Genomic DNA, 18,888 nt, shown 5'->3' on the forward strand with positions numbered 1-18,888 from the left:
ATTTTCACTTGTTACATTTGGCTCCTCAATTCACTACTGCCATCCGGCCGGTAGAGTTTTGCTATCTGGCTGTGAGTTATGCTCAGCCAGTGACCTTCGCATTTCTCGCAGCTTTATTTTCATTTTTAAGCGAGAAATCACATGACATCATCGAACTCAAACAACAACCCAGTTAACGAAAACGTCAGTTCCCCTCATGCTGAACTCAATAAAGGCATTGTTTATGCCCTTATCGGTACTGCTTTATTTTCTATCAAGCCCGTTTTTATCAAACTGGCTTATCAATATGGTGGAGATGCGGTATCGATTATGTCGTTACGAGCAATAAGTTCTGTGCCAATTTATATTGTTATGATGCTGTGGCTATTACGAAAAACAGAGCATAGAGATAATCTGAAACAATATGGTTTAGCGGCAAGCGCTATTGGCGTCTTAGGCTACTATGTTGCGTCATACCTTGATATTGCAGCCATGGCGCATATCAGTGCGCAGCTAGAGCGACTACTCATTTTTCTATTTCCAAGCTTCGTCGTTTTAATTAGTTGGACTGTCCTAAAACAAAAGCCAGCACAAGGTACATTTAAAGCTATTGCACTTGGCTATATTGGTGTCGCTTTCATTGTTTTTCATGATCTAGGGAGCATGGGAAATAATGTCTTGCTAGGTAGTGGGTTGGCCATTGCGTCCGCATTCGTTTTCGCTTGTTACTTAATCATGAGCAAAAAGTTAATTACCCAAATGGGCAGCCAATTATTTACCTGTATCGGGATGGGATCTGCGGGGATCATTATTCTAATTCAAAGCCAATGGCAAGGCGTCAATGTGATCGAGCTAGATCCAATGCTTATCCTGCTTGGGATCGCGCTAGGGATCTTTTGTACTGTGTTGCCATCGTTTTTTGTTGCAGCCGCGATGCAAAAATTAAATCCATCACAGCTAAGTTTAACCAGCAATGTTGGCCCTGCTATTACTGCAGTTTTTGCTATCACATTACTTAATGAACCTTTTACTTTTTATCATGCAATAGGCATGCTTTTCGTGGTTTATTCAGTAATAAGCATGAAGAAAAGAGGACAATGATACACAGATTCTAGCTAAAGTGCTGTGATCATATTCTCTTTTGGCAAACGATTGCCTTTTAATTCAACAATCAAACCGATTGTTGAATTAATGACCTTTACTTAGCGCAACGATACTTTTAGAATCGGGCAAATTTTTTGGAAGGGAAACAAAATGACAACATTAACGATTACTCGTCCTGATGATTGGCACACACATTTACGTGATGGCGATGTATTAAAAGATACAGTAAGGGATATTAGCCGTTACATGGGACGCGCGATCATCATGCCTAATTTAATCCCTCCTGTTACTGATACAGAATCTGCTTTAGCTTACCGTGACCGCATTCTTGATGCTCAACCAAGCCCGACTTTCTCACCACTTATGGTTATCTACCTAACAGATAACACATCACCTGAAGAAATTAAGAAAGCCAAAGCATCGGGTCATGTATATGCTGCAAAACTCTATCCTGCTGGCGCAACGACTAACTCAGACTCTGGCGTCACTTCAATAGATAAAATTCGCCCCGCATTACAAGCGATGCAAGAAGTTGGTATGCCACTTCTTATTCATGGTGAAGTCACACATAATCATGTTGATATTTTCGACCGTGAAAAAGCATTCCTTGATACGGTACTTGGTCCTATTGTTGAAGAGTTTTCATCACTCAAAATTGTACTTGAACACATTACGACAGCAGATGCTGTAAAGTTTGTTCAAAATGCAGGTGACAATGTCGCTGCAACCATTACAGCTCACCACTTAATGTTTAACCGTAACCATATGCTAGCAGGTGGTATTCGCCCACACTTCTACTGCTTGCCTATCTTAAAACGTAACACTCACCAGCAAGCATTAGTGGATGCAGCAACCAGTGGTAGCAAGAAGTTTTTCTTAGGTACCGATACCGCACCGCATGCAAAAGGCATGAAAGAAGCAGCATGTGGTTGTGCTGGCTCTTACACAGCTCACGCAGCTATCGAGCTCTATGCAGAAGTCTTTGAACAAGCTGGCGCACTAGATAAGTTAGAAGGTTTTGCTAGCTTCAATGGCCCTGATTTTTACGGCCTACCACGTAATACAGATACGATTACGCTTGTAAAAGAGTCGTGGACAGTAGCAGAAGAAATGCAATTTGGTAGCAATACGGTCGTACCTATTAAAGCGGGTGAAACCATTAGCTGGAAAGTGAACGCTTAACCACTGAAGTAAACCAAACGCTAAACAGCTTTATAAAAATAAAGGCTTCCGAATCGGAAGCCTTTTTAATTGCAGTTAATTTAATTCAGCATTAAGCAGTTTCTTTTGTCGGCACTTTTAGCTTATGAAATAAACGATATAGCACCGGAACAACGATTAAGGTTAATACGGTAGCGAAACTTAAACCAAACATAATGGTCACTGCCATTGGCTTAAAGAACACATCTGGTAATAGCGGTAACATACCTAAAACAGTGGTGATAGCAGCCATACACACAGGACGTACACGACTGACTGCCGCATCTAACACAGCTAAATATTTCTCTTTACCACTGGCTATCTCAATCTCAATTTGGTCTAACAATACGATACCGTTTTTCACCAACATACCGGATAGACTTAAGAAACCAAGCAATGCCATGAAACCAAATGGCGTATTAAGTAACAACAAACCTAATGTCACACCAATAATTGCCAATGGCACGGTTGCCCAAACGATCAATGCTTCTTTTACCTTATTGAAAAGCAATACAGTAATTAAGAACATCGCCAAATAACCCATCGGCATCGTTTGGAATAACGAGGCTTGCGCATCTGCTGATGATTCATACTCGCCCCCCCATTCCAAGGTGTACCCCTCTGGCAGTTCAATATCTGCGATTGCTGGCATAATACGTTTTTGTACTGTCGCTGCCGTTTCTTCACCAATAGGATCTGGATCCGCCATTACCGTTAACACACGTTTGCGATTTTTACGCACCACTAATGGATCTTCCCAACGTACATTGACACCAAGCACCACTTGTTGAAGTGGAATATAACCTTGAATGGCAGGGCTCCAGATCTTCATGCCTTCTATGGTGCTAATGTCGACTCGCTCATCTTCAGGCAAACGTGCCACAATTGGCATTAAGTTTGTTCCCTCACGATAGAGACCAATGTTGATCCCTGAAAATGCCATTTGCAGTAACTCATCAACATCTTTTTTAGTAATGCCGTAGCGTCTTGCTTGGCTTTCATTAAATATCGGCTCAATTACTTTGGTGCGCTCTCGCCAGTCATGACGAATATTGAATGCGCCAGGATCTGCATTCATCACATCCACCACTTGCGACGCAATACCACGTAGTATGGTTGGATCTGATCCAACAATTCTCGCTTCAATTTTAGCGCCGGATGAAGGCCCTAACATGACTAGTTTGGCTTTGTATTCAATTTCGGGAAATTGTTTATCTAATTGTTCACGGAAATTTTTCATCACCGGAACAACACTATCAAATGAGTCAACACGCACAATTAACTCACCATAAGCGGCGTAACTTTTCTCTGGTGCGTACGTCAACATAAAACGTTGCGAACCTTTACCCGCACTTGAACTAACGTATTCCACGCCCTTTTCCGCTGCAACCACTTTCTCAAGCTGTTTTAGCGTATTATTGGTTGCACGAATATCGGTCCCTTCAGGAAGCCATACATCCACCATGAACATTGGCGTTGTAGATGCCGGAAAGAACGATTGTTTCAATAATGTAAAGCCATATAAGCTAACACCTAACATCAAAATCAAAGTGATCACTGTTAGCCATGCACGACGCATACAAAACTCTAATGACTTACGGTATACGGTGAAGAAAATACCGCCATACGGATCTTTTTGATCGCTATCTTGATCCACCTTGACGTTTTTAAAGAAAAGATCGGCAAAGAATGGCGTTAACGATATCGCTGTAAACCAACTCAGCATCAGTGAGATCAGAAGCACCGTAAATAGTGTTCGACAATATTCACCCGTTGAATCTTGCGATAAACCAATTGGCGCAAATGCCATTACTGCAATGACTGTTGCCCCTAGCAGTGGCCACTTGGTTTGAGTCACAATGTCAGAAGCCGCTTGCATTCGCGTTCGCCCCTTCTGCATGCCTATCAATATTCCTTCGACCACCACAATGGCATTATCCACCAGCATACCCAGAGCAATAACGAGGGCACCTAACGAGATACGTTGTAAGTCGATCGCTAACCACTTCATAAACACAAAGGTGCCTAAAACAGTCAGGAGCAAAATTAAACCAATCAGTAAACCTGAACGAAGTCCCATAAAGAACAGCAGCACCACAATAACAATGGCTACTGCCTGACCTAAGCTAACAACGAAACCACTTACGGACTTATCTACTTCAATCGGCTGGCTATATACTGCATCAATATCGATACCCACTGGCTGTTGCTCTTTCAGTTCAGCCAGTCTTTGCATAACCCGTTGGCCTACTTCAACAACATTAACGCCAGCGACAAAAGAAATACCAACGTTCAGCGCTTCTTTGCCGTTAAAGCTAACTAAGTTATCTGGAATTTCCTTAAAACCTTTTTTGATCTCAGCGACATCTCGAAGGTAAATCAGCCCATTAGCGCCTTTATCGGTAATGATTAAATCGCCCAGTTCATCAACATTTTTGAATTCACCAGTAGGATGAACGCGAACATATTCATCGCCAATACGAACTGCGCCCGCACTGGTGACTAAATTTTGTGTCGCTAAAATGTTGTAAATTGTATCTAAAGAAATGCCGAGGCTACTGAGTCGCTGCATTGAGATTTCAATGAATACTTGCTCTTGCTGATTGCCAGTAACACCCACTTTTCCCACGCCATCAACAAGTTCAATTTCTCGGCGTAAGTAATCAACATAATCACTGAGTTCTTTATAGCTATAACCTTCACCCGTTATTGCTAACAAAATGCCGTAAACATCACCGAAATCATCAATAACTTTAGGCTTTGCGACTCCTGGAGGTAAGTTAGAGGATATATCATTAACCTTGCGGCGTAATTCATCCCAAATTTGTGGTAAATCGTCAGGGCCATAATTGTTTTTCATGGTCACTGTGATTTGTGACAACCCTCGACTAGAGATAGAATTTACTTCATCAACATAAGTTAACTGCTGAATCGCTTTTTCTATAGGATAGGTCACTTCTTCTTCAACTTGCTGTGGTGTCGCCCCTGGGTAGGAGGTAACAACCATAGCGTCTTTAATGGTAAATGCCGGATCTTCTAATTGGCCTAAACCAAAGAAAGAAAAGGTTCCGCCAACAAGAAATATTAGCGTCAGCATCCAGCTGATCACTTTATTCTTAATAAAATAAGTCGCGATATCTTGCTTCATTATTGTTGTCCCTCCTTAGCCAATACCACCACTTTTTGTCCCTCTCGTAAGCGGTTAACGCCTGTAACAACAACTTGTTCCCCTTGTTTAACACCCGTTTTTAATCGTACCCCTTCAGGCACAACTTTATCTGTTACCACAAGGCGTTTCGACACCGTATTGTCAGGTGTCAGAATCCAAACATATTTCTGATTTGAGGCAATATCATCACCGTCTAAATTAAATAAGGCTTCAAGTGGTACGATTTGCTGCCCCACTTGATAAACTTGTAACTTTTGAGCATCGGCTTCAACTTCAACTGGCATGCCTTCCAAAATGAACTGACCTTTGGGCATCGGCATCGTTAAGGTCACGAGAAATGAACCCGATTCAGGATCAGGTTCAGTGGTAAATTCTTTTAATGTCACCACATATTTTTCATTATTGGGTAAAATGACTTTCGAGGAAGAACCCTGTGCTTTATTAACATCCAAGATACTTTGCTTGGAATAAATCATATCAGGCGCTTGGATCTCGATATCAACAGAATCAGTGCTATGAATATTCATAATCTGCTGACCTACTTTGATATTTTCAAATTGCTCAACGGGAATAGTTGAAATCACACCACTAAATGGGGCTTTTAGCGCAGTAAAACTTAATTTTAATTTGGCTAAATCAAGATTTGCTTTCGCAATACTTCGCTTCGCTTTTAATTCATCAAATTGAGACTGAGGTAAATAGCCATTTTTTAATAATGTTGCGGAACGGCGGTATTGGCTATCAATAACATTGTATTTAGCTTGAGCATCATCCACCTCTAATGTGTAATCACGTGGATCTAATCGCGCTAATACCTGCCCTTTTTTAACGGTGTCTCCTGAACGCACTAATATTTGCGTAATTTCTCCAGCAATACGAAATGATAAAATAGATTTATCAGCTGCTGAAGCCACTGCTGGAAACGTTAATTTCGGTGATTGTTTACCTGACTGTACCTGCTGTACCTTGACTCGCGGTTGCGCTTCGCGCGGCTCAACACTTGGTTTCTCACAACCTTGGAGTAACCATGTTGTACAGATAACCAATGTCAATAAACGATAACGTTTGATCATAGTCCACGCTCCTTGATCCATGAGCGGACCTTCTGACCTGATTGCAATTCAGATACGCCTGATGTCGCTATAACATCACCATCTTCTAAACCTGATATCACACGATTATTGTTATCTAATATGACTTCAGTTCTTACAACTTGCTGATTATCATCAACACGCCATACATAATCTTTATTGTCTTCAGTAATGATCGCACGCATTGGTATTGCGCCTGCATTTCCTTGTGGCAGAACAATTGTCACGCTACCAGACATTCCCGGCATGATATTACTGCCTTCCGGACGTGCCATTGAGAGTGTCACTTTATAACTGGATGTTTTGCTATCTGGCTCTGTATCAATTTCTTTAAATTGTGCGGGAAAGGTTTGATTAGTTAAGGTATCGAAAGCAACAGTAGGATTAATATTTTCGGCATGACCTTGAAAGCGCGCTAAAAGATAATCAGGAAGCTGAAATGTCATATTGATTAATTTAGCACTTTGAATATGCATTACAGGCTGTTTTGCACTGATATATTCATAGTTTTCAACCATGGATAAAGAAAGGTGCCCATCATAAGGTGCGATAAGCTTGGCATAACTTAAATTCGATATTGCTTTATCTAATGTGGCTTTGGCCTGTTTTAAGTTAGCTTTCGAGGTGTCGTAATCTAACTCTGATACTACATTTTTTTTCCGTAATTTTTTATCGCGCTTAAATTGCACATTCGCTAAATCATATTGCGCTTGTGCCTGCTTCACTAGCAGTGAAAATTCATCGCTATTTAATGTTGCAAGTATCTGTCCTTTCGTCACAAATTGACCGGGGTGAACATCTACGCTAGCAAGTTGACCTGAAACGCGAAAAGCTAAAACGGCTTTATCTCCCGCCTCAACAATCGCTGGAAACGCCCGTTGTGATTCATTATTACCTACTGAAACTGATTGTAATTTAACAGGTCGAGACTCAGGCTCAGCAATCGCTGATTTATCATCCTTGCAGCCAATTAATGCTAAGCATGTAAACAATGCCGCAAAAAAGCGATATCTCATACTACTCTCCATGATGTTTCATACTAAATCTACTATTGTTAAAAAAATGTATGAAAAAATATATATCTATGAATAGTAGAGGCTTTTAAGTTAACAATCTTGTTTCATATATGAAAATAGAGTCAATATCACAATCCTTTTAAGATAAAAGAGACAATAAAAAAAGGAGCACAAGGCTCCTTTTCTTAGATATGCTTATATAGCTTACTTTTCCATTTCAGCGATATTTACACGCCATGTATCAGGGCCTGTTTGATGAGCATTAGTACCATTAGAATCAACAGCTACTGTTACTGGCATATCTTCGACTTCAAACTCATAAATCGCTTCCATACCAAGATCTTCAAACGCCACTACACGTGATTTTTTAATAGCTTTGGCAACTAAATAAGCAGCACCACCCACAGCCATTAAGTAAACAGCTTTATGCTGCTTGATTGACTCGATCGCCGCCGGACCACGCTCAGCCTTACCAATCATTCCGGTTAGACCCGTTTCACCTAACATCATGTCGGTAAATTTATCCATACGCGTTGATGTTGTAGGACCCGCAGGACCCACGACTTCATCCCCTACTGCATCAACAGGACCAACGTAGTAAATGAAACGATTATTAAAATCAACGCCTTCAGGTAAACCTTCACCTTTGGCTAACATTTCTTGAATACGTTTATGCGCAGCATCACGACCAGTTAAAATCTTACCAGACAGTAAAACAGTCTCACCTGATTTCCACTCTTGCACATCTGCTTTCGTAACCGTATCTAAATTTACGCGACGAACGCTATCACCCACTTCCCATGTCACTTCAGGCCAATCTTCTAACTTAGGCGGTGTTAATTCTGCAGGGCCAGTACCATCTAAAGTAAAGTGCACGTGACGTGTTGCGGCACAGTTAGGGATCATACAAACAGGCTTCGATGCCGCATGTGTTGGTGCGGATTTAATTTTTATATCAAGAACTGTTGTTAAACCACCTAAACCTTGCGCACCAATACCAAGCTTGTTGACACGATCGAAGATATCTAAGCGTAATGCTTCTTCTGTTGTTTGTGCTCCGCGCTCTTTCAATTCATGAATATCAATCGATTCCATCAATGATTCTTTCGCAAGCACAGCTGCTTTTTCTGCGGTTCCGCCGATACCAATACCCAACATGCCAGGAGGACACCAGCCAGCCCCCATCAGTGGTACTGTTTTTTCAACCCACTCAGCAATGTCATCAGATGGGTTTAACATCACCATTTTGGTTTTATTTTCAGAGCCGCCACCTTTAGCAGCTAACTGAATTTCAACCTTATCACCTGGCACCATATCAATATGAACAACAGCTGGTGCATTATCTTTCGTATTAATACGACGACCTGCAGGATCCGCAACAACCGATGCACGTAACGGGTTATCTTGGTTGGTATAACCTTGACGCACACCTTCATCAATCATTTGTTGTACAGTAAGATCGCTATCCCACTGTACGTTCATACCAATCTTCACGAAACAGGTAACGATCCCTGTGTCTTGACAGATTGGACGATGCCCTTCGGCAGACATACGAGAGTTTATTAAAATTTGTGCGATCGCATCTTTTGCGGCTTGGCTTTGCTCTTTGTTATAGGCTTTTTCTAAAGCTTGCACAAAATCCAGTGGGTGGTAGTAAGAAATATATTGTAATGCATCTGCCACACTACTAATTACGTCTTCTTTGCGGATGACAGTCATAGTTGCCCTCGTTGAGTTATATCATTCCATAGCGCCCGAAATTTACTTTCAATTTTGTAGGGACGATGTTCACATTAAGTACATGCACATCTTTGGGCGTCGTTATCTGAATATGATACTCTTGCACTTATTATTGCGCTACGCGCCAATCAAACTCTTGTCACAAAAAAGAAAATGATTTGTAAATCACACCCAAAATTAAGCATTACGTCGCTCGCCTACTCAAAAGATGCGGCATTGACATGGTTTGCACCACTCTCTGGTTTGCCATGGGCAATGCTATTACGCTCGGCAGCAGAAAATCATCCAGATAACCGTTTTGACATTATCGTTGCTGATCCTTTAGCCACTATTGAATCAGAAAATGGGATTAGCAAGGTCTGCTATGCAAATGGTGCAGAAGAAACGTACACCGATGATCCATTTGCATTAGTACAAACATTACAAGCGCAGTTATTACCTGCAGTTAGCCCAATGATGACACTGCCATTTATTGGTGGAGCATTAGGCTACTTTAGTTACGATTTAGGTCGTCAGGTTGAAAATATCTCAACAATTGCTGAACATGACATTCCGCTACCTGATTTAGCATTAGGGATCTATGACTGGGCATTAATTGTGGATCATCAAGAACAAACGGTAACGCTAGTAGAGCCAAAAGAGACTAAGCGTCAAACATGGCTTGAACAGCAGCTTACGACATTCTCACAACAACAACCCGCAACAGATTTAAACCTTGTTGATAGCTTTTCTTTAACATCTGATTGGTCATCCAATATGACCAAAGAGAATTACTGTAACAAATTTAACAAAATCCAAGATTATCTATTGTCTGGCGATTGTTATCAAATCAACTTGGCGCAACGTTTTTCTGCCAATTATACCGGCGATGAATGGCAAGCATATCTAACTCTTGAAACAGAAAACGGAGCGCCATTCTCTGGTTTTATTCGTTTAAAACAAGGTGCGATTTTATCGGTATCTCCAGAGCGTTTTTTACAACTTCGTGATGGACTGATTGAAACTAAACCGATTAAAGGGACTCGACCACGTAGCAAAAATACCGCTCAAGACAATGCCAATGCTTTCGCTCTTCAAAATGCTGAAAAAGATCGTGCAGAAAACTTAATGATTGTCGATTTACTGCGTAACGATATTGGTCGCGTTGCCACACCCGGTACCGTACGAGTACCGCACCTTTTTAAAATAGAAAGTTTTCCTGCCGTACATCACTTAGTGAGTACCGTCTCAGGCGAATTACCAGCAGATCACAATGCGACAGATCTATTAAAAGCATGTTTCCCCGGTGGTTCAATAACAGGTGCTCCGAAAGTACGAGCCATGGAAATTATTGAAGAGTTAGAACCGCACCGCCGCAGTATTTATTGTGGCAGCATAGGTTATATCAGCCGTTGTGGCACAATGGATACCAGTATTACAATTCGTACATTGGTAGCTAATGAACAAAAAATTCATGCGTGGGCTGGAGGCGGGATCGTTGCTGATAGTGATCCAGATAGCGAATATCAAGAAACACTCGACAAATTGAGTAAGATTCTGCCAACCTTACAATAGGTACTGATAAATACATCATAATGATATTTAAAATAAAAACTATTTAAGATGAAAGCACTTTCATTTGACTAACGAGGTTTTATGGTTGGACAGCAGCAAATTTTAAGTCGATTTCTTCTTGCACCAAGTCTTCAATATGATCAAAACCATCAAGATCGAATTCGACAGCACTGGGAAGACGCATCCCTATTTAAACAAGCTGCTGTTTTGATCCCTCTCGTTTATCGCGAAAATGGCTTTAATGTCGTATTAACGCGAAGGGCAAAACACCTTAAACACCACCCAGGACAAATTGCTTTTCCTGGTGGACGATTTGAACCGACAGATGAGGATTTAATCGCAACCGCTATTCGTGAAACATTTGAAGAAACGAATATTACTTGTTCTCGCAATGATGTACACGGTTGTCTTTCTACCTTACCGACCATGAGCGGGTATATGGTCACGCCTTTTATCGCCACAATAGATCCAGATTACATCCCTATCGCAGATCCCAATGAAGTCGATTGCATTTTTGAAGCGCCTCTGAACCATTTGCTTAACCCAAACAATATTCGCCAATATAAATTCCTACTTAATGGCAATAATCACAATGTATATAACATCCCGTTTAAGAATTATTCTGTATGGGGAGCAACCGCTCAAATGATAAAACTACTTTCAGATCAAATTTGGCATGATGATTTATAGGCTATTAGCTGTTTTTTTAGCTTCTACCAAATTTAAAACTGTGAGCTAAGTCTTCTTTATTTGTACAACAAATAAAGACAGCTTACATAACGCGATCTTTATCATTGTAATCCCGCCATAAATAACGAGAATGCACGTGTTCCTAAAACAACGTTCCGTTCCGTTCCTTTTTTTTGGATGACAAAAAATGCAAAACACATCGACCGCAGTACAAACTGATGTAGCAAAATCACGTTGGACTTACAAAGATTTCACATGGGCATTGTCTCTATTCGGCACAGCTGTAGGTGCAGGTGTTCTATTCCTTCCAATTAAAGCAGGTGCGGGCGGTTTCTGGCCGTTAGTTATTTTAGCACTGATTGCAGCACCAATGACTTGGCTTGCACACAAAGGCTTAGCACGTTTTGTTCTTTCAGCTAAAAATCCAAACGCTGACATTACTGATACCGTTGAAGAACACTACGGTAAAACAGGTGCCAACCTTATTACATTCGCTTATTTCTTTGCTATCTACCCTATCGTTCTTATCTATGGTGTAGGTATTACCAACACTGTTGACTCATTCATGGTGAACCAACTAGGTATGGATTCTGTTCCTCGTTGGCTTCTATCAGGCGTCCTTATCTCGCTAATGACAGCTGGCGTTGTATTTGGTAAAGAACTAATGCTTAAGGCAACATCAGCAATGGTTTACCCTCTGGTTATCATTCTGCTTGCTCTGTCTATTTACCTAATTCCTGATTGGAACATGTCAATGGTGTCTGTGGCACCTGATTGGTCATCAATGCCTACTGTTATTTGGCTAGCAATTCCAATCATCGTGTTCTCTTTCAACCACAGCCCAATTATCAGCCAGTTTGCAAAAGAACAACGTCATGTATACGGTGACGATGCAGTAAAGAAAACTGACATGATCACTGGCGGCGCAGCAATGATGCTAATGGGCTTTGTCATGTTCTTTGTATTCTCTGTTGTACTGTCTATGACACCAGAGCAGTTGAACATGGCAAAAGAACAAAATATCTCTGTTCTTTCTTACCTAGCAAACATTAAAGATTCACCAGCAATTTCTTACTTAGGTCCACTGGTTGCATTTGCTGCTATTACTTCAAGCTACTTCGGTCACTTCCTAGGTGCACATGAAGGTCTTGTTGGCCTAACGAAATCTCGTAGCAAAATGCCGGTTGGTAAAATTGAAAAACTATCTCTAGCATTTATTGTTGTGACAACATGGATTGTAGCAATCATCAACCCAAGCATCCTTGGTATGATTGAAACAATGGGCGCACCAATGATTGCAGCAATTCTGTTCCTAATGCCAGTTGTTGCGATGCAGAAAGTACCAGCAATGGCGAAATACAAAACCTCTGTTGCTGCACGTATTTTCACTGCTCTGTGTGGTGTGGCTGCGATTACTTCAGTAATTTACGGCGCTTTTTAATAGCACTTGAACCAGGCGCGATACAAACACAAAAATACTTCTTTTTTGAAGCATAAAGTGCAAGAAAAGGTATAGCGTTCTGGTACAATAAACGCAATCTATACGATAATTAAGAGCAGGATGCTAAGCGCCCTGCTCTTGTTTTTTAAGTACGCTCGCCAAGGAAGGGGCGAGTCATAAAACGCATACAGTCTTGGCCGGAGGCAAGAATCGCTTCCCCCGACTGAGGTAATAAACATGATCAGTGTTTTTGATATTTACAAAATCGGTGTGGGCCCTTCCAGCTCACATACTGTTGGCCCAATGAAAGCAGGTAAAGAGTTCATCGATGATTTACGTGCCATGGGTAAATTACGTGACATAACTAAAATTACCGTTGACGTATACGGCTCTCTTTCTCTTACAGGTAAAGGACACCATACTGATATTGCAATCATTATGGGTCTTGCTGGTAACAGCCCTGAACATGTTGATATCGATAGTATTCCAAGCTTTATTGCCCGTGTTGAAGAAACCGAACGTCTACCTGTTGGTATGCATTGCCACACAGTAGATTTCCCACGTGATGGTGGTATGAATTTCCATACGACTAACCTTTCACTGCACGAAAACGGCATGTCTATTCATGCTTGGATTGGTGATGAGAACGTTTTCTCTAAGACTTACTACTCTATCGGTGGTGGTTTTATTGTTGATGAAGAAAACTTTGGTAAAACGCAAGAATCAAGTGTTGTTATCCCTTACCCTTTCAACTATGCCTCTGAACTTGTTGAACAATGTAAAGAGCACGGTTTATCAATCAGCTCTTTAGTTATGGCTAACGAACGTGCAATGAACGCTGAAGATGAGATTAGTAATTACTTTGCTAACATCTGGAAAACAATGCGTGATTGTATGGAACGTGGTATGAACGAAGAAGGTATCCTACCGGGTCCTCTACGTGTTCCTCGTCGTGCAGCAGCACTTCGTCAACAGCTAATAACATCTGAAAAGCTAAGCAACGATCCAATGACGGTTGTTGACTGGGTTAACATGTTTGCTTTTGCTGTAAACGAAGAAAATGCAGCAGGTGGTCGTGTTGTAACCGCACCGACAAACGGCGCATGTGGCATTATTCCAGCAGTACTTGCTTACTACGATAAGTTTGTTCAGTCAGTTGGCCCTAAAGAATACACCCGCTACTTTGCAGCTTCTGGTGCTGTTGGTGGTCTTTACAAGCGTAATGCTTCTATCTCTGGCGCTGAAGTAGGCTGTCAGGGCGAAGTTGGCGTGGCATGTTCTATGGCTGCTGCTGGTCTTGCAGAACTTATGGGGGGTAGCCCTGAACAAGTATGTATGGCTGCAGAAATTGCAATGGAACATAACCTTGGTCTAACGTGTGATCCTGTTGCTGGCCAAGTGCAGGTTCCATGTATCGAGCGTAACGGCATTGCAGCAGTTAAAGCAATTAATGCTACACGTATGGCACTTCGCCGCTCATCTGATCCCCGTGTTTCACTTGATAAAGTCATTGAGACAATGCTTGAAACAGGTAAAGACATGAATGCTAAATACCGTGAGACATCTCAAGGTGGTCTAGCGATTAAGGTTATTTGCTAATCTTTAAGCGTAAACTTGTTAGAAAAGCTGCTTTCAAAGCAGCTTTTTTTATGCCTTTCATCTATAACAGTAGCGTGATAAATAGCATAATATCCCGTATATAGAGCATAAGACCTAAATTACTTAAATTCACATATCAAGATGTATCCATTTTATATAGATAAACATACTCAATATGATCAATAACAAAAGTTGAGTAGATTTCATCTATTCAACCGTTTCTTTTAGTCCTATACTCACACGCATGTACCTTGGTATCAGCATATTCCAACATAGAATACCGGTACATATAGGACGGCCGCCTAATTATGGTGTGTAATGAAGGATTTATTTCCACTTTTAGAGAAGCAGTACTGGTATGAAATATAAGCGTATCCTCTCTCAGAGCCACGTAGTTCTAAAAGAGTTTTATGTCGACCACCACTTAATTGTAAAATTATCAAATGTTCAAGGTGATGTTCACATCAACGGTCATGCTATTGAATTAAAAAATAATAGTACTTTTGTCGTTCCTAAGTTCAGTCATATCTCTTGTTCTATTAATCAACTTAATAGCCAAGAAAATATTGAATTACAATTGTTGATGATCGATGAAGAATCTATCACTGAAGCATTCAAATATATCAGTGCGTTAAAACAACCCACTTTCCCAACGGCAAGTTGTTCTCCTGTCTACACGATTCCAACCCCTGCAATTGTGGATCAAAACTTCGTTCTATTTAATAAATTACTGCCTTCGATATGTGGCTCTTCCATGGAAAAAACGCTGCTAAGCCAGTGTTTAGTCTTTATTTTAATGGCATTAAATGAAGCAGGTATTGATGTATTCAACGTTTACCGCTTCAACTATGATGAGCCTAAAGAGCGAACTATTGCGCGTTTGATTACCCAAGATCCTCAACGCAAATGGAGTGTCGACGATATGGCGAAAGCGCTCTTTACAACGCAATCTACACTGCGTCGACATTTGGCAAAAGAAGGGGTTTCATTTAGCCAATTATTACTTGATGTTAGAATGGGTTTAGCCTTGAACTACCTTACTTTTTCAAATTATTCTATTTCACAAATAGGTAATCGATCTGGTTTTGGTAGTGCTGCATATTTTTGCGATGCATTTAAACGTAAATATGGCATTACGCCTTCTCAGTTTAGAACAACATCACGTCAAGAAAATGATGTTAGCCCTGAAGGCCACTTTACCTTTAAACCTAACATTCAAATTACTGAATCTTGCATCTAACTATTATTTTTCTCCCATGTGATAACGTTATTTTCATAGATTTCAGATATAAAAAAACCTCGTTAATTAACGAGGTTTTTTTTGTCTCAATACTTCGCAAAATTAAGCAGCAGCTTTTAGGCTTACTTGCTCAGTCTTCAGCTCACCAACAGGTAAGATTGTACGACCGTATTCAGCATTTAATACCTGAGCCATTGCAAAGTAAATTGCACTTAGACCACAGAAAATACCTTCTATACCCGCGATGAAACCAATTGTCGTATTACCCGTAAAATCACGAGCCGCTAATAAGAAGAATAAAATAGTTAGAGAACCAAATACTACTTGTTTAGCACGAGGGTAACGTAAAGAACCGATAAACATAAATGCAGTAAATAGGCCCCAAAGTGTTAGGTACCAAGCCATGAACGGTGCAGGGCTTGCTGCAAACCCCATCTTCGGTAATGCAATAAGACCGACTAGCGTTAACCAAAATAAGCCATAAGAAGTAAACGCTGTTGTTCCAAACGTATCACCACGCTTAAAGCACATCATGCCTACAAGAATTTGACCTAGACCACCATAGAAAATACCCATCGCTAGGATCATTGAATCCAATGGAAAAAACCCAGCATTATGAATGTTTAAAAGAACGGTAGTCATACCAAAACCCATTAAGCCTAAAGGCGCTGGGTTCGCTAATTTCGTAGACATGTATTTCCCCTGCAGGAGTAATTCAACAAAAGTGATAAATTTTAAAATATAGATGCATGCTAAATGCGCCGCGAATTCTAATTGATGGTGCGATCCAGATCAATGGTTAACCACGGAAAAAGGCAATAAAGTGAGAAAAAGTGCGAAAACATTCTATTTTGTAAAGAATTTTAATAATAACATCTAATGAATTTTGTTAGAGAATATGAATTTATGAATAACTATATTCCATAATGGAATAATAATACCTTATGTAAATTCAAGATATTGATTTAATTGAATTAAATTAAGATAAAAAATTAAAAATTTCATTCCATATAATTCAACAAAACAAGCGCCATATAATTTTCCAATGCCAAACATCATCTATTTGTCATACGAATGATCATATTTAACTAGAAATAGATGACTAAATGGCACTTTCATCACGATTTATGCTTAAAAGCGATATAAATCGCATTATTAAACAATGCTTATATTCAACATCATGATGATCATATTGTTAACTTATTTAATAGTGATGAGTCTCCCCTCTCTTTTACTAAATATTACCTTTAACAAAATACGTAGCAGTTCACATAAAACACCTACTCAATTCATTGATATATGTAATAAAAGTAACTTTTTACTTACACATAACTTTAACATTCATGCACTAATCTGCTCTCATTCAAGAGGCAATGAAGCCCAAATAACATTCTTTCTAGGGGATTAGAAAATGAAAAAAGTAGCATTGGCATCGGCAATTTTAGCGTCATTAACAGCAGGAACAGTAAACGCTGCAACTGTTTATCAAGATGATGATAAATCACTTAGTATTGGTGGTCGTGCTGAAGCGCGTTTTAACCTATCTGATGCAAATAAAGGTGCAGATGGCACTGGTAATGCTTTTAAAGATAAGAGCCGTGCCCGTATTAATCTAAAAGGTAAAGCAAAGATTTCTGATCAAGTTATTGCTTTTGGTAAATATGAAGCTGAAATCTCTGATAGTAGTGACTCTACTGTTAAGAGTCGTTACGTATATGCAGGATTTGATACTCAGGCAGGTGCTTTCTCTTATGGTAAGCAAGATTCAGCACAGGTTATGCTGACAGATTACACAGATATTCTTGCTACTTTCGGTGGTGACGGTGTTGATCTTGTTGATGGTAACAAAGATAAGCGTGAAAATAACTTTTTATACGCTGGTGAATTCAATAACTTCACAGTTTCAGCTAACTACATTGCTGAAAACAATAATGCATTAAAAGATTCAGACAGTTATGGTATTGCAGCACAATATGCCTTCCCATTCGGCTTAGCTTTAGGCGCGGGTTATGTACGTGGTCATGACGGTGTTGACGTTGATGCTAACCAATACAACTTAGCAGCAAGCTACGAATTCAATAATTTTTACGCAGCTGGTACTTATGCGAGTGGTAAAAACGGTAATACCGATCTAACTGGCTATGAATTAGCAACGGCTGTTAAAATGGGTAAATTTATTGCTCAAGCAGCATACAACTTTAAGCAATCTAAAGACGGCGGCGTAAAAACTGACAATGTAAATTACTTTGCGTTAGATGGCGTCTATAAGTTCAATAAAAACCTACGTACTTATGCAGGTTACCTATTTAACCGAATTGAAGGTGAAGATAACGAATTACAAGTGGGTATTCGTTACGACTTCTAAGTTAACCTAATCGGTAATACAAGCCAAGCCTCGTGCTTGGCTTTATTCTTTGCCGTCATCACTTCTTGATATATAACCCACCATCGATTTTCTCTATTGCTCTAACAGGCAAATCCCCCTTTCTCTATCAATAAACACACGTTATAGTAACAACATAATTTTGCAGGAGAGATTTTATGTTCGTAGTTATTTTTGGTCGCCCAGGTTGTCCATTCTGTGTACGTGCTAAGGAATTAGCAGAAAAAATTAAAGCAGAGCGCGACGACTTTAACTTCCGTTACGTTGATATTCATGCGGAAGGCATCAGTAAAGCGGATCTGGAAAAAACGGTAGGTAAACCCGTTGAAACAGTACCACAGATCTTTGTTGATCAAGAGCACATTGGTGGCTGTACTGAATTTGAAGCTTACTCTAAAGAACATAATCTACTGTTCCAATAAGAAAAGAATTCAGTTTATGAAAGGTCGATATTATTCGGCCTTTTTTTATCTCTATTTTTTACTAACTGACAACGTAAATGAACAGTATTTTTAACGTACAGTAATCCGTTATATTTCCACTTTTATCCCTTCAGATAAAGAATACACACTCAGAAGTTATTAATACTAACTTTCAACATTTTTTTAGAATATACGCTATAACAGTCTGCAAAAATCAGCTAGAATTTGACAACTCTTACTTCTCCACTATTGTCGGAAAT

14 protein-coding genes are annotated in these 18,888 nt (G+C 40.0%); 9 read left to right on the forward strand and 5 right to left on the reverse strand.

Annotated elements, in window-relative coordinates:
* Nucleotides 1–141: 141 nt before the first annotated feature.
* Nucleotides 142–1,080, forward strand: coding sequence for a DMT family transporter (locus C9J40_RS01160; protein WP_199188040.1), 939 nt, complete (start codon nucleotides 142–144; stop codon nucleotides 1,078–1,080).
* Between the two features lie 153 nt (nucleotides 1,081–1,233).
* The gene (gene pyrC / locus C9J40_RS01165; protein ID WP_005367079.1) at nucleotides 1,234–2,265 is read left to right on the forward strand and encodes a dihydroorotase; all 1,032 of its coding nucleotides are present in this window, start codon (nucleotides 1,234–1,236) and stop codon (nucleotides 2,263–2,265) included.
* 91 nt (nucleotides 2,266–2,356) lie between these two features.
* Here the strand turns inward: pyrC and C9J40_RS01170 are convergent, their stop codons facing one another.
* From C9J40_RS01170 to C9J40_RS01185, 4 genes are all read right to left on the reverse strand, one after another.
* Entirely contained in the window at nucleotides 2,357–5,431 is a 3,075-nt protein-coding gene (locus C9J40_RS01170) for an efflux RND transporter permease subunit (RefSeq protein WP_107245452.1), read from the reverse strand.
* The gene (locus C9J40_RS01175) at nucleotides 5,431–6,525 is read right to left on the reverse strand and encodes an efflux RND transporter periplasmic adaptor subunit (RefSeq protein WP_107245453.1); all 1,095 of its coding nucleotides are present in this window, start codon (nucleotides 6,523–6,525) and stop codon (nucleotides 5,431–5,433) included. Before C9J40_RS01175 ends, C9J40_RS01170 begins: the two co-directional genes overlap by 1 nt.
* Nucleotides 6,522–7,559: an efflux RND transporter periplasmic adaptor subunit gene (locus tag C9J40_RS01180; protein ID WP_107245455.1), complete on the reverse strand. Its 1,038-nt coding sequence runs from the start codon at nucleotides 7,557–7,559 to the stop codon at nucleotides 6,522–6,524. The genes C9J40_RS01175 and C9J40_RS01180 overlap by 4 nt, the downstream gene beginning before the upstream one ends.
* A 204-nt stretch (nucleotides 7,560–7,763) precedes the next feature.
* Nucleotides 7,764–9,278: a fumarate hydratase gene (locus C9J40_RS01185; RefSeq protein WP_045083029.1), complete on the reverse strand. Its 1,515-nt coding sequence runs from the start codon at nucleotides 9,276–9,278 to the stop codon at nucleotides 7,764–7,766.
* Nucleotides 9,279–9,452: 174 nt separating this feature from the next.
* On the opposite strand from C9J40_RS01185, the gene pabB reads away from it, so the two are divergent.
* From pabB to C9J40_RS01210, 5 genes are all read left to right on the forward strand, one after another.
* Nucleotides 9,453–10,853, forward strand: coding sequence for an aminodeoxychorismate synthase component I (gene pabB / locus C9J40_RS01190; RefSeq protein WP_199188041.1), 1,401 nt, complete (start codon nucleotides 9,453–9,455; stop codon nucleotides 10,851–10,853).
* An 81-nt stretch (nucleotides 10,854–10,934) separates the two neighbouring features.
* On the forward strand, nucleotides 10,935–11,543 hold the full coding sequence (locus tag C9J40_RS01195) for a CoA pyrophosphatase (RefSeq protein WP_107205728.1): 609 nt from the start codon (nucleotides 10,935–10,937) through the stop codon (nucleotides 11,541–11,543).
* Nucleotides 11,544–11,730: 187 nt separating this feature from the next.
* Complete coding sequence (locus C9J40_RS01200; RefSeq protein WP_107205727.1) at nucleotides 11,731–12,984, forward strand: amino acid permease; 1,254 nt, start codon at nucleotides 11,731–11,733, stop codon at nucleotides 12,982–12,984.
* Between the two features lie 237 nt (nucleotides 12,985–13,221).
* Nucleotides 13,222–14,583, forward strand: coding sequence for an L-serine ammonia-lyase (locus tag C9J40_RS01205; RefSeq protein WP_107205726.1), 1,362 nt, complete (start codon nucleotides 13,222–13,224; stop codon nucleotides 14,581–14,583).
* A 358-nt stretch (nucleotides 14,584–14,941) separates the two neighbouring features.
* Entirely contained in the window at nucleotides 14,942–15,823 is an 882-nt protein-coding gene (locus C9J40_RS01210) for an AraC family transcriptional regulator (protein ID WP_107205725.1), read from the forward strand.
* Nucleotides 15,824–15,925: 102 nt separating this feature from the next.
* Here C9J40_RS01210 and C9J40_RS01215 read toward each other — a convergent pair whose 3' ends face one another.
* On the reverse strand, nucleotides 15,926–16,516 hold the full coding sequence (locus C9J40_RS01215) for a GPR1/FUN34/YaaH family transporter (RefSeq protein ID WP_107205724.1): 591 nt from the start codon (nucleotides 16,514–16,516) through the stop codon (nucleotides 15,926–15,928).
* Nucleotides 16,517–17,234: 718 nt separating this feature from the next.
* Between C9J40_RS01215 and C9J40_RS01220 the strand changes: the two genes are divergently transcribed.
* Nucleotides 17,235–18,188 (forward strand): porin, encoded by a 954-nt coding sequence (locus C9J40_RS01220; RefSeq protein ID WP_107205723.1) that lies wholly within the window; start codon nucleotides 17,235–17,237, stop codon nucleotides 18,186–18,188.
* 176 nt (nucleotides 18,189–18,364) lie between these two features.
* Nucleotides 18,365–18,628, forward strand: coding sequence for a GrxA family glutaredoxin (locus tag C9J40_RS01225; RefSeq protein ID WP_008986743.1), 264 nt, complete (start codon nucleotides 18,365–18,367; stop codon nucleotides 18,626–18,628).
* The last annotated feature ends 260 nt before the right edge of the window (nucleotides 18,629–18,888 follow it).

This window comes from Photobacterium sp. GB-72, assembly GCF_003026095.1.
Lineage (GTDB): Bacteria > Pseudomonadota > Gammaproteobacteria > Enterobacterales > Vibrionaceae > Photobacterium.